Below are 11,925 nucleotides of genomic sequence, written 5' to 3' on the forward strand. Positions count from 1 at the left end.
GAGCGCACGCCCGAGGAGCTGGCGGGCCTCCTGAGGCGGCTCGCCTCCGGCCTAGGCGCGGCGCACAAATTGGGCGCGATCCACCGCGACATGTCGCCGGACAATGTGCTGCTCCCCGGCGGCGACGTCCACCAGGCGAAGATCATCGATTTCGGTATCGCCACGGACCTCGATTCCTCCTCGGCGACGATCGTCGGCGACGGCTTCGCCGGCAAGCTCAATTATGTCGCGCCCGAGCAGCTCGGCGATTATGGCCGCGAGGTCGGACCGTGGACCGACGTCTACAGCCTCGCGCTCGTCATCCTGGCGGTCGCCAACGGCAAGAACGTCAACATGTCCGGCTCGCTGGTCGACGCGATCGACAAGCGCCGCAAGGGGCCGGACATCTCGGCCATTCCGGACAGCTTGAGGCCGACCATCGAGGCGATGCTTCGCCCCGATCCCAAGGATCGGCTGCGCTCGATGGAGGATGTGGTCGCGATGCTCGGCGGTGGCTCTGCGCCGCCGGTGACGATTGTGCGCCCGGAGACGACCGAGTCGCAGCCAGCCGGCGGCGGTGGCGCCTCCAAGGCGCTGCTCGTCGGCGGCGTTCTCGCTGCGGCGCTCGCCGTCGGCGGCGGCGCTTATTATCTGATGGGCGGCGAGTTTCCCGGCGGCGGGGGCGACCCGCGCAACATCGTCGGGCCGGTGACGCCGGGGCCGCCTGCGAATCCGGTCGAGGCGGCGCGCGGCGCGATCAACGCCGTGATCCCGTCGGTCAGCTGCACCTGGCTCGATATCGGCTCGGTGACCGATCAGGGCGGCACCGTCACCGTCGCGATGCGCGGCGTCGCGGGTGACGCCCAGGCGGCCCAGCGCGAACTCAACTCGGCCCTCCAGCAGGCGGGTGTTGCCAACGCGCGGCTCGATTTCGGCGACGTCGCGCCGATCACTCCGGCGGGCTGCGCCGCGCTCGACACCTATCGCCAGGTCCGCGCCACCTCCGACTATCGCCTTTCGACCGAGCGGCCGCGCTTCGAGATGACGATGCAGCCCGCCGGCTCGGCCTATGCCGGCGAGGAGGCGGCGAACGCGGTGATCGATTTCGACTTCACCGATCCCAATATCGATTTCGCGATCGTCGGCATCGAGCCCTCCGGCGTGATCTCGGCGATCATCGCGGACCGGGCCAATTTCGAAGGCGCCGTCGCCCAGTCGGTCGGCGGGCGGCCGATCAGCAGCGACGGCAACGGTCGCTACCGGCTGCACATCGATCTTGACCATCAGGGCTGGTCGGGGATCATCCTGGTCACGGGGCAGGGGCCGTTCCCGCCCGACGTGATCGCGCCGCCGGTTGGCGCGCGCGGACCGTCCTGGCAGCAGGACTTCCTCAGTCAGGCCGCGCAGCGAAACTGGCGCGTGGAGATGGTCTGGTTCCAGTCCGTCAACCGCGAGGGCTCGAACGCGCTCGGGGCGACGCCTGCCGCCAACTGAGCTCGAGCGGCGGCGGATCAGCGCTCGCGGTCGCCGAAGCCCTCGCGGAGCTGCTTCTCATAGGCCTTGCGGAATTCCTTCGAGAACACCTCCATGAAGGCCTCGTCCGACTCGTTCTTCACCTTCACATATTCACGCTCGTAATTGCGCCAGAGCGCCGCGTCCTGGAGCGAGGGCATGATCCGGGCGAGCACGCCCGCCTTGGCGGCGCGGCGCCGGATCGAGCCCGGCGAGAAGCGTTCGAGCGTGGCGCGAAGCGCGCCGGGGATGGCGGAGAGCGTCGCGATCTGGTGCGACTGAAGGTCGAGATAGGCGTCGTCGACCGCCTTCTCGGCGTCCATGAAGCCCGATTCGGCCGGGTTCAGCAATTGCGCGAGCGCCTGCTCGGGCGAACGCGAGAATTTGATCGGATTGTTGCCCTCGAGCTGGAGGCCGGTCGCCTCGGCGCCCATCTCGGCCTTCGCGCGGGCGCGCGCCTCGACCATGACGAGCAGCCCGGAGACCAGCCGCCTCAGCAGCGAAGCGCTCTTGGCCACCAGCTCGGGCGTCGCCTTGACCTCGTTCTCGCTGAGCTGGACCGAGGCGATCAGGACTCGGGCGAGCTGCTCCAGCGTGGCGTCGTCGGCGTCGATCGTGGCCGCCTCGCCCGCTGTGCCGACACCGGCGCGGGCCCAGTCCACCTTGTTGATGTCGGCGAGCGAGTCCCACATCACGGTGACGTTTTCGGGGACCTGATCCTCCCCGCCGGCCGCGGCAGGCTCCACTGACGGCGGCTCCGACGCCACGACGGTACGTTCTGGCTCCGGCGGCGGCGGGGGAGGCGGTGGAGGAGGTGGTGGCGGAGGAGGGGGCGGCGGAGGTGGCGGTGGCGGGGGAGGCGGCACTGCCTCAACCGGGGCGTCGCCGAAGCTCGCCTCGATCTCGTAATGGCCGATGCGCAGCGTGTCGCCGGGCTGGACCAGCCGTTCCTCGCCCATCCGCTCGGTCGCGCCGTTCAAAAACGTGCCGTTGGTGCTGATGTCCTTGATGAGGAAGCTTTCGCCGAGCTTGCGGACCTCGATATGGCGCGAGGAGACGACATTGTTCGGATCGGGCAGGTTCCAGTCGCAATTCTTGGAGCGGCCGATCACGGCATTGTCGCCGGTCATGGCGAATACCGGCGTCACCTCGTCCTGGATCGCCTCGGCGTTGCGAATGGTCAGGATCAAAGTCATGCGGCCCCTTGATTCCCTTATGCTTTGCGCCGGCGCCCCGGCCCCCGCAGCCTCTTAGCCCGGCCGGCCGGAGGCGCGAACAAAAAAGCTATCAAGCTCGTTTCAGTCGGGCAACGTTCAGGTTCGAGCCGCTATCGGCTCGGCGCGCGGGAGGCTCGGCTTGCCGCTGGGGGGCGATTGGAGTAGTTTCATGCCCTTCAGGGAAAAGACAGGTCCGGTTCGAGGAGGCTTTATGCGCAAACTCGGTTTATCTCTCTTGCTCTGCGGTTTCGCATTCGCGCCGCAGGCCGCGCTGTCGCAGGACGGCGCCAGCAGCGCCGACGAATATGTCTGCGCGCTCACCGGCGAATGCGGCGACGAGGCCGGGGCGCCCGCCACGGCGGACCAGCCCGCCGGCAGCCCGCGTGTCTCCGCGACCCGGGGCTTCTCGCTTGCCCGGCCCAATGCGCCCGCGGCCCGCACGCCCGCGCCGCGCAACCGGCGCGTCGCCGCCCGCCCGGCCCCGCGCGCGCCGCGCGTCGCCACCGGTCAGCCTGGCCGGGTCAACGTTCGAGTCGCCTTCGCGCCGGGCTCGGCGACGCTGAACGCCGCCGCCCAGGCCGAGGTTCGCGCCTTCGCCCAGGCGCTCCAGCGCCCGCAGCTCGCCGAGATGCGCTTCCGCATCGAGGGCCACACCGATTCCTCGGGCGGTCGCGCGATCAACATGACCTTGTCCGAGCAGCGCGCCCGCGCGGTGGCCGACTATCTGGTCGCCCAGGGCGTCGCCCGCGGCCGGCTCGAAGTCGAGGGCTATGGCTATGATCGGCCGCTGCCGGGCCGTTCGGCCGCCGCAGCCGCCAATCGCCGCGTCGAGGCCGTCCGCATCTCCTGATCGGAGGCGAGGACGCGCGTTCAAACCGCCGCGCGCCGCATCGGCGCGCGGCGGTTTCGATTCAACTCCCCGGCGACCAGCCCGGCCAGCTCGAGTGCCTGCGCGGCATTCAGCCGGGGATCGCAATGGGTGTGATAGCGCCCGGCGAGGTCGGCTTCGGTCAGCGCCTCGGCGCCGCCCGTGCATTCCGCCACGTCGCGCCCCGTCATCTCGACATGGAGCCCACTGGGAATCGCGCCCTCCGCCGCGGTCAGCGAGAAGAAAGCCAGAGTCTCGGCGACGATCCGCTCGAGCGGGCGGGTCTTCGCCCCTGATGCCGTGCGCATCGTGTTGCCGTGCATCGGGTCGCAACACCACAGAACGGGATGGCCTGATGCCGCGACGGCGCGGAGCAGCGGCGGCAGCGTGGTTTCGATCGCCGCGCCCATCCGGCCGATCAAGGTGATCCGGCCGGACTCATGCGCAGGATTGAGGAGATCGAGCAGCCGCAGCAGCGCGTCGGGCTTGAGCGTCGGTCCGCATTTGATGCCGATCGGATTGGCGAGGACGCGCGCGAACTCGACATGGGCCGAGCCCTCGAAGCGGGTTCGGTCGCCGATCCAGAGAAAATGGGCCGAGCTTGCATAGACCTGGTCGCCGCGCCGGCGCACCAAGGCCTCCTCGAACGGCAGCAGCAGCGCCTCGTGCGCCGTGAAGAAGGGGGTATCGCCGGCAAGCCCGTCGAGGTGCGCAAGCGTCGCCGCGGCCTGGGCGTAAGCGCGGAACATCCGTTCGGGATCGGGCCGCCGCGCCGCCGCATCGAAAGCGATGCCGTTGACGATGTCGCCGCGCCAGGCGGGTAGGGCGATGCCGTCTTTCTCCTCCAGCGGCTCGGAGCGCGGCTTGGCGAATTGCCCCGCGATCCGCCCGACCCGGATCACCTTAAGGCCCGCGCCGCCCACGATCGTCGCCGCCATCGCCCCCATCAGGGCATGGGTGGCGCGGATCGTCTCCGGGGCGAACTCGGCGAAGCTCTCCGCGCAATCGCCGCCCTGGAGCAGGAAGGCGCGTCCGGCCTGCGCCTCGACCAGCGCCGCCTTGAGCGCGGCGACATCCGCCCCGTCCACCAGCGGCGGATAGGCGGCCAGCTCGCGGGTCGCCGCGGCGAGCGCCGCCGGATCGGGATAATCGGGCTGCTGTCGCGCCTCGTAACGCCGCCAGCTATCGGGGCGCCAGGCCATCGCTTCAGGCGCCGGGAACGCCGAGCTCCTGCCCGGCGGTGCGCAGGCGCTGCTGGGCCGCGGTGTCGCCGTTGAAGGCGGTGAGCGCCGAGCGCAAGGCCTCAGCCGCCGCCGGACGGTCGTTGAGCACCATCCGCGAGCGCATCAGTCGGACCCAGCCCGCCTCGTCGCGGGGATTCTGGCGCAGCCGGTTGGCGAGCCGGTCGACCATGCCCTTGACCATCTCGTCCTGCTGGCTCGGTGGAATGGCGCGCGCCTGATCCATCTGCTCGCGGGTCGGACCCGGTATGCCCGAAGTGGCGACCGATTGCCGTGGCGCGCGCGGCGGCGGCAGCCGGCTGGCGATGTCGATATTGTTGCGCCGGGCGATGCCGATCACCGCCTCGCGCACCTGCGCCTCCCACGGCGCATCCGCCGGCGCCTCGCGGAGCAGGGTGAGCAACTCGTCGATCGCGGTGCGATGATCGCCGCGCATGTCCTTGAGCGTGGCCAGATAATAACGCGCCTGCGCGTTCGTAGGCTGGAGTTCGACGACGCGTCGGAACAGCCGCTCGGCCTCGGGCGGCGGGGTCGCGCCGCTCTGGAGCAGCAGCATCTCGCCGAGATAAGCGGTGTAGTCCGGATTCTGCGGCGCCAGCTCCATCGCCCGGCGGAAGGCCTGCTCGGCCTGGGGGAATTGCTGCTCGTCGCGATGGGCGAGACCGAGCATGTACCAGAGCTCGTGATTGTCGGGATCGCGCCGCAGCTGCTGCTGGAGCGAGGCGATCGTGTCGGCGAGGGTCGGCGGACCGGCGGCCGCGTTGCCGACGGCATTCGCGTCGGCGCTCTCCACCGTGTCGCCGGGGCGGAACAAAGCGATAGCCACCGCGACGAGGGCGAGCAGGCCGGCCAGGGCCAGGGCGATGGTGGCGGGCGCGATGCCGCCTTTTTGGTTTGCTGGTTCAGCCATTTGGGGGCGATCTTCACGGCAAAAAAGCCGAGGTCAAGTCTGGCAAGTCGAAGAGAAGCTGCTAGACTGGCTGCGGCTGGCGCATATGCGCGCCTCGGACGGACGCGAACGGGGGCGTCCGGTCCGGGCATGTGGGGAGTGGGTGTCCTTGTCCTCGGCTTTCAAGATTGCGATCGTGGGTTCGGGCCCGGCCGGCCTCAGCGCCGCCGGGCGCGCCGCGCAATTGGGCCTCGGCCACGTCCTGCTCGAAAAGACCGACCACCTTTCCGATACGATCTACAAATATCAGAAGGGCAAGCACGTCATGGCGACGCCGAGCCAGCTTTTGCTGCGCTCGGACATGGGCTTCGAGGCGGGCAAGCGCGAGGCCGTGCTCGGCACCTGGGACCGGCAGGCCGAGGAGCAGAAGGTCAACGTCAAGTTCAACGCCGAGGTGAAGAAGATCACCGGGCAGAAGGGCGACTTCACCCTCATCCTGACCAATGGCGAGGAGGTGAAGGCCGAATATGTCGTGCTCGGCGTCGGCACGCAGGGCAATCCCAACCGGATGCGCTGCGAGGGCGGCGATCTCCCGCACATCCAATATTCGCTCGACGATCCCGGCGAATATGTCGACGAGCATATCATGGTGATCGGGTCGGGCGACGCCGGTATCGAGAACGCGCTCGGACTCGCCGCCGATCCGGCCCAGAACAACACGGTCGCGATCATGAATCGCAGCGCCGAGTTCGCACGCGCCAAGCAGGCCAATGTCGACCTCCTCATGGAAGCCAAGCATCAGGGCCGGGTCAACGTGCTTTGCGAGACGACACCGCTGAAGGTCACCCCGGGCTGGCTCTTCATGGAGACCCGCGACGGCGAGCAGAAGATCAAATGCGACCGGATCATCGCCCGCATGGGCACCTCGCCGCCGCGCAAATTCGTCGAGGATTGCGGCATCCAGTTCACCAGCGAGGACAAGGACGCCTATCCCGGCCTGTCGCCGCAATTCGAGACCAACGTCCCCGGCATCTACGTGATCGGCGCGCTCGCCGGCTATCCTTTGATCAAGCATTGCATGAACCAGGGCTATGACGTCATCGAGTTCATCAACGGCAATACCGAGCTGCAGCCCGCCGACGAGCCGATCCTCACCGACAAGTTCAAAATCCTCCCCGGCCAGCGCAGCGTTACCGAGTGGCTCGCTTTCTTCCGCCGCCGCGTGACGATTCTCAACGAATTGTCGATGCTGCAGATGCGCGAGTTCATGCTCGATTCCGAGCCGCGCGCCTATCGTGCCGGCGATATCGTGTTCGAGCGCAACGACCCGGGCGCCTCGCTCTTCGCCATCGCCGACGGCTCGCTGCTGGTCGAGATCGATCCCAACGACCCGTCGCGCACCGTGCCGATCCCGCGCGGCTCGATCGTCGGCGAGGTCGGCCTGATCTCGGGCCGCAAGCGCGGCGCCACGGTGCGCACGGCCGAGGGCGCGATCGTCATCGAGATTCCGCGCACCGCCTCCTTAAAGCTGATGGCGACCAATTCGGCGGCGAAGCGCGAGATCACCCGCATCGCCACCGAGCGTCAGCTGCTGCAGATGTTCGGCTCGGTCACGCCCGACGATCTCAAGGAGGTGCTCGAAACCGCCGAGATCCAGGAGATCCGCGCCGGCAAGGCGATCATCACCGAGGGCGAGGAAGGCTATGACATCTTCGTCATCCGCCAGGGCTCGATGGTCGTCGAGAAATCGATCGGCGGCAAGCCGGTCTTCCTCTCCTATCTCCCCGCCGGTTCCTATGTCGGCGAGATGGCCCTGGTCGACGGCGGCCGCCGCACCGCGACGGTGCGCGCCGCGATCAAATCGGAGGTGATCAAGCTCGACGGCGACGCCTTCAAGCGGCTGCTCGCCGCCAAGCCGGAGCTGCTCGCCCGGTTCAAGAAGGACATGTCGTCGCGCCAGGAGCTGAACAGCTTCGTCGAGGCGCGCAAGGACGGCTTCGGCGGCGTCGTTGACATGTACTCGTCGGTTGCCGGCTTCCTCGTCCAGGAAGGGATCGGCGAGGCGACCGACGTGCTGCTGATCGACGAGAAGCTCTGCATCGGCTGCGACAATTGCGAGCGCGCCTGCGCCGACAGCCATGAGGGCCTGTCCCGACTCAACCGCGAGGCAGGGCGGACCTACGCCCACCTGCACGTCCCGACCTCGTGCCGGCATTGCGAGCATCCGCACTGCATGGCCGATTGCCCGCCCAACGCGATCAATCGCGGCCCGGACGGCGAGGTCTATATCAACGACACCTGCATCGGCTGCGGCAATTGTCAGCGCAACTGCCCCTATGGCGTTATCCGCATGGCGAAGCCGCCCCCACCCAAGCCCAACCTGCTGAAATGGCTGTTCTTCGGCAGCGGTCCGGGGCCGGGCGAGCCGGACAAGAAATGGACCGAAGGCAAGGTCAGTTCGGAAACGCCCAAAAAGGCGATAAAGTGTGATATGTGTTCGGGCATCGAGGGCGGACCCGCCTGCGTCAGGGCCTGTCCGACGGGCGCGGCGATCCGGGTTTCGCCAGAAGAGTTTTTATCTGTTACGAGGATGGGTCAGGGCTAGCTGAGCGACAGGGACGGGGGGCCGAGCGACGGTGGCAACGAGGGGGATCGACGCACGCGAATTCGGCGACGGGACGGCTCATGAGAGCTTCCTGAGGTACCGGCGCTTTCGCTGGTTCAAGATCGGCGCGGTTCTCTCGCTGCTCACCATCCTGGTCTATTTCCTGGTCGACGTTCAGCCGCGGCACAATGGCGGCTCCTGGCTCGGCTACACGCTCGGCACGGTCGGCGCGCTCCTGATCTTCTGGCTGTCGCTGCTCGGCATCCGCAAGCGGGCGATGACCCGCGGCCGATGGTCGCTGAAGGCCTGGACCTCGGCCCATGTCTATCTTGGCCTTGCCTTGATCATTTTCGGGACGCTCCACACCGGCTTCCAGTTCGGCTGGAACGTGCACACGCTCGCTTATGTGCTGATGATGCTGGTCATCGTCTCCGGCATTTACGGCATCCTGGTCTACGGCCTGCTGCCGCAGGGCCTGTCGGACAGCCGCTCGGAGATGACCGGGCCGCAGATGATCGATGCGGTCAACCAGCTCGACAAGCAGATCCAGATCTCCGCCCAGCCCTTGTCCGACGAGGACAGCGCGGTGGTGCTCGGTTCGCTGGGCGAGGACCCGTTCGGCGGCGGCGCCTGGCGCCGGCTCTCCGGCTCCTACCCCAAATGCGGCAACCGCGCCGCGCTCGCCTATATGCGCGAGCGGCGCGATTCGGCCTCCGGCAAGCAGCAGCTCGCCGCCGACCAGGTCGTTCAGTTGCTCGAGAAGAAGGCGGCCGCCCTGCAGCGGCTGCGCGGCTATATCCAGCGCCGGGCCTTGCTCGAAGTCTGGCTGTTCGTGCACATACCGTTGACCTTCGTGCTCATCGCCGCTTTGGTCGCGCATATCGTCAGCGTCTTCTTCTACTGGTAGGGGGGTAGCAGGGATGGCGTTCCTCTTAAGGAACATCAGTCTGAGCGCTGACGGACGCGAGATCGTCCGGACATCGCGGGTGCGTGACGATCTCCTGAAGGTCGGCCGCGATCCCGATTGCGACATCCGCCTCAACGACCTCGCCGTCGCGCTCCACCACGCCACGATCGAGCAGATCTCCGCGACCCAGATCGGCGTCTCGGCCGAGGCCGGCCTCACCGTCGAAATCGACGGCGCCGCCACCCAGTTCGGCCAGATCGATCTCGCCACCGGCGGCACGGTCAAGGTCGGCCCATTCCTGCTGCGCATCCTCGCCGCCGAAATGGGCTCGGATGATGTCGCGATCGACGTCGCCCGCGCCGATACCGACGCGGAAGAGGACAGGTTCGACACTCGCCGCTTCGCGCTCGCGACGGTGATGCCCGGCAAGCGCGCCGTCGCCTGGACGCTCGGCATTGTCGTCCTCGGCCTGTTCCTCGCCTGGCCGATCTACTCCTTCTATTCCCAGCGCGGCACGCCCCCCGATCAGGTTGCGAGCGGCTATCATGCCGACCAGCTCTGGCTCTCGGGCTCGCTCTCGCCCGGCCATGCCAGCCTCGCACAGAATTGCACCGCCTGCCACGCGGCGCCGTTCCAGCCGGTGCAGGACGCCTCCTGCCAGGCCTGCCACACCGCCGTGCACGACCATGCCGACCTCGCCAGGCTCCAGCGGGCGCGCCCCGATCTCGGCATGTGGGACCGCTTCCAGCTCGCCGTCGCCGACACGTTCGGCCAGACGCCGGGCCGCTGCGTCGATTGCCACACCGAGCATGAAGGCTCGCAGCGGATGGTGCCGACGCCGCAGCAATTCTGCGCCGATTGCCACACCGATCTACGCGCGCGCCTGCCCGACACGCGGCTCGGCGACGCCTCCGATTTCGAGGACGCCCACCCCGAGTTCCAGCCCGCCGTGCTGGTCCGCTGGACCGGCGAGCAGCCGCAGCTGCAGCGCGTCAGCCTCGCCCGCAACCCGCGCGAGGCGAGCAACCTGCGCTTCCCGCACGCGCTTCATCTCGATCCGCGCGGCGGCGTCGCCCAGATGGGGCGGCGGCTGGGCGGCGAGCACGGCTTCGGCCAGCAGCTCGAATGCGCCGATTGCCACGTGCCGACGCCGGACGGGGTGCGCTTCCAGCCGGTCGACATGGAGCGGGATTGCGGCATGTGCCACAGCCTCGCCTTCGAGCAGATCGGCGGCGTCACCCGCACCCTGCGCCACGGCGAGCCGAGGCAGGTCGTCGCCGACATCCTCTCCTTCGCGCGCGGCAATCGCGGGCCCGCGGCGGACCTCGGCGCGGCGCGCAGCCGCCCGGGCGACGTCAACCAGATCCGCGCCGCGATCCAGTTCGCCCGCGCCCGCTCCCAAGCGGCGCCGCGTGCCGCCGCGGCGGTGCGCCAGGCTTTCTCGGCGGAGGGCACGTGCGGCGAATGCCACATGGTCGAGGCGCCGGCCTCCGGCTTCGACTATCGCATCCGCCCGGTCGCCTTCCCGACCCGCTACATGCTACACGGCTGGTTCGATCACCGGCCGCACCAGGCGGCGCAGCGGCCCGGCCGGCCGCGGCTCGAAGGCTCGGCGGCGTGCCTGAGCTGCCACGCGGCGGACCGTTCGAGCGACGCCGGCGACCTGATGCTGCCCAATGTCGCGAGCTGTCGCGATTGCCATGGCGGCGAAACGACGCGGCTGCCGGTGGAATCGGGCTGCGCGATGTGCCATGATTATCACATGGACGAGGGCGTGCCGGCGATGCTGCTCAGGCAGCAGATCCGCGGACGGCGCTGGACGAGCACGGTGATCCGCGCCCAGCCCGCACCGGCGCAGCGATGACCGGATGCTGGTCGCCCAGATCACCGACCTTCATCTAGGCTTCGACCCGGACGATCCGGACGAGTTCAACCGCCAGCGGGCCGACCGCACGCTGGTGGCGCTCGTCGCGCTCGACCCGCAGCCGGACCTGCTGCTGGTCACCGGCGACATCGCCGACAATGGCGACGATGCCGACGCCTATCGGCGCTACAAGGAGGCGATTCAGGGCCTGCCCTTCCCGGTCTATCCGGCGATGGGCAATCACGACAGCCGCGAGGCCTTTCTCGCCGCTTTCCCCGAGACGCCGACCGAAAGCGGCTTCATCCATTATGCGATCGACGACCACGATCTGCGGGTCATCGTCCTCGACACGCTCGAGCCGGGGCGGCACGGCGGCAATTTCTGCGCGCACCGCGCCGCCTGGCTGACGGCGCGGCTCGATGAGGCGCCCGACCGGCCGACCCTGATCGCGCTCCACCATCCGCCTTTCGACACCGGCATTCCGTGGCTCACCGAGGACCCCGACGCGCTCTGGGTGAACCGGCTGCGCGAGATCGTGGAGGGGCGGCGCAACATCGTCGCGATGGTCTCCGGCCACGTCCACCGCCCGATCTTCACCGCCTGGAGCGGCGTCCCGCTGATGATCTGCCCCTCGACTGCACCGCAGGTCGCCCTCGGCCTCGGCCCGATCGATCCCGACCGCCCCGACGACCGCCCGATGATCGTCGCCGATCCCCCCGGCTTCGCGCTCCACCACTGGGACGGCCGCCGCCTCGCCAGCCATTTCGACACGGCTGAAGATCACGAAATCCTCGCCCGCTACACCCCCAAGCTCCAGCCCCTGGTCCGCATGCTGGTGCGGGA

Annotated in this window: 9 protein-coding genes; 6 read left to right on the forward strand and 3 right to left on the reverse strand. The window is 68.7% G+C overall.

Annotation, left to right across the window (positions count from 1 at the left end; translation table 11 throughout):
• Positions 1-1,473: serine/threonine-protein kinase (locus ACT4N8_RS04675; RefSeq protein WP_444856972.1), on the forward strand; the 1,473-nt coding region annotated here is incomplete at its 5' end.
• A gap of 17 nt (positions 1,474-1,490) precedes the next feature.
• Here ACT4N8_RS04675 and tagH read toward each other — a convergent pair.
• On the reverse strand, positions 1,491-2,687 hold the full coding sequence (gene tagH, locus ACT4N8_RS04680) for a type VI secretion system-associated FHA domain protein TagH (protein ID WP_444856973.1): 1,197 nt from the start codon (positions 2,685-2,687) through the stop codon (positions 1,491-1,493).
• Positions 2,688-2,919: 232 nt separating this feature from the next.
• Between tagH and ACT4N8_RS04685 the strand changes: the two genes are divergently transcribed.
• Positions 2,920-3,558, forward strand: a complete 639-nt coding sequence (locus ACT4N8_RS04685; RefSeq protein WP_444856974.1) for an OmpA family protein — start codon at positions 2,920-2,922, stop codon at positions 3,556-3,558.
• A 20-nt stretch (positions 3,559-3,578) separates the two neighbouring features.
• Here ACT4N8_RS04685 and ACT4N8_RS04690 read toward each other — a convergent pair whose 3' ends face one another.
• Both ACT4N8_RS04690 and ACT4N8_RS04695 read right to left on the reverse strand, forming a co-directional pair.
• Positions 3,579-4,778 carry a 3-deoxy-7-phosphoheptulonate synthase gene (locus ACT4N8_RS04690; RefSeq protein ID WP_444856975.1) on the reverse strand — a complete coding sequence of 400 codons (1,200 nt, stop codon included), beginning with the start codon at positions 4,776-4,778 and terminating at the stop codon, positions 3,579-3,581.
• Between the two features lie 4 nt (positions 4,779-4,782).
• Positions 4,783-5,727: a TPR domain-containing protein gene (locus ACT4N8_RS04695; protein WP_444856976.1), complete on the reverse strand. Its 945-nt coding sequence runs from the start codon at positions 5,725-5,727 to the stop codon at positions 4,783-4,785.
• 148 nt (positions 5,728-5,875) lie between these two features.
• Between ACT4N8_RS04695 and ACT4N8_RS04700 the strand changes: the two genes are divergently transcribed.
• From ACT4N8_RS04700 to ACT4N8_RS04715, 4 genes are all read left to right on the forward strand, one after another.
• On the forward strand, positions 5,876-8,311 hold the full coding sequence (locus ACT4N8_RS04700) for an NAD(P)-binding domain-containing protein (RefSeq protein WP_444856977.1): 2,436 nt from the start codon (positions 5,876-5,878) through the stop codon (positions 8,309-8,311).
• 31 nt (positions 8,312-8,342) lie between these two features.
• Positions 8,343-9,218, forward strand: coding sequence for a hypothetical protein (locus tag ACT4N8_RS04705; RefSeq protein ID WP_444856978.1), 876 nt, complete (start codon positions 8,343-8,345; stop codon positions 9,216-9,218).
• Positions 9,219-9,297: 79 nt separating this feature from the next.
• On the forward strand, positions 9,298-11,082 hold the full coding sequence (locus ACT4N8_RS04710) for a cytochrome c3 family protein (RefSeq protein WP_444856979.1): 1,785 nt from the start codon (positions 9,298-9,300) through the stop codon (positions 11,080-11,082).
• Between the two features lie 4 nt (positions 11,083-11,086).
• A partial coding sequence (locus ACT4N8_RS04715) for a phosphodiesterase (protein ID WP_444856980.1) occupies positions 11,087-11,925 on the forward strand: 839 nt, incomplete at its 3' end.

The sequence above is a fragment of the Sphingosinicella sp. genome (assembly GCF_052387495.1).
Taxonomy (GTDB): Bacteria; Pseudomonadota; Alphaproteobacteria; order Sphingomonadales; family Sphingomonadaceae; genus Allosphingosinicella.

Bases quoted from the DNA above. Each gene is read 5' to 3' on its own strand.
- tagH (WP_444856973.1), bottom strand. From the start codon at position 2,687: ATGACTTTGATCCTGACCATTCGCAACGCCGAGGCGATCCAGGACGAG.
- ACT4N8_RS04685 (WP_444856974.1), top strand. From the start codon at position 2,920: ATGCGCAAACTCGGTTTATCTCTCTTGCTCTGCGGTTTCGCATTCGCG.
- ACT4N8_RS04690 (WP_444856975.1), bottom strand. From the start codon at position 4,778: ATGGCCTGGCGCCCCGATAGCTGGCGGCGTTACGAGGCGCGACAGCAG.
- ACT4N8_RS04695 (WP_444856976.1), bottom strand. From the start codon at position 5,727: ATGGCTGAACCAGCAAACCAAAAAGGCGGCATCGCGCCCGCCACCATC.